This window comes from Nocardia exalbida NBRC 100660 (assembly GCF_000308575.1).
In the GTDB taxonomy this organism is placed as follows: domain Bacteria; phylum Actinomycetota; class Actinomycetes; order Mycobacteriales; family Mycobacteriaceae; genus Nocardia; species Nocardia exalbida.
Genome location: NZ_BAFZ01000145.1, coordinates 1 through 545, shown reverse-complemented (window position 1 = coordinate 545; position 545 = coordinate 1). Strand labels below are relative to the sequence as shown.

Genomic DNA, 545 nt, shown 5'->3' with positions numbered 1-545 from the left:
CGGTAGGGGTCGGTGTCCTCCAGCACCACCGAAATCCCCTCCGCCGTCAAACAACGCAACGGCCGCACCAAATCCAAACCCGCCACCGAACCCGCATCGATCCACACCCGATCCCCCGACCCCGCCACCAACGCACCGAACGTCGGCAACGGCGCAACACCACCCCGCACCGGAACCGGCACCCGCACATCACGGCCCGCACGCACCGCCGCAGCCGCCGCCACCGCCTCCAAGTGATACACATCCTCCTCCACCAACTCACCCCGACTGATCCCATCCAGCAGACCAACCGCCCACACCCGCGTATACGGATGAGCCAACACCACACCAACAGCCTCCGGAACAGCAGCATCCAACGACACCAGCAAATCCCACGCATCAGTGAAACGCTTATCCCCCTGCGGCCCGAACCGCCCCACCGCCGCCACCAACTCACGCTGAATCGACGACTGCGCCGCCCCCAACCAACTCACCGCCTCAGCATCCCCGAAACCAGCCCCCAACCGAGCGAACTGCTCATCCGACAAACTGTGCGCCGACGCCGC

1 protein-coding gene is annotated in these 545 nt (G+C 65.9%); it reads right to left on the bottom strand.

What is annotated here, in order from left to right; translation table 11 throughout:
* The coding region (locus ON29_RS29830) for an HEXXH motif-containing putative peptide modification protein (RefSeq protein ID WP_217999343.1) at positions 1-473 on the bottom strand (473 nt) is incomplete at its 3' end.
* Positions 474-545 lie beyond the last annotated feature (72 nt).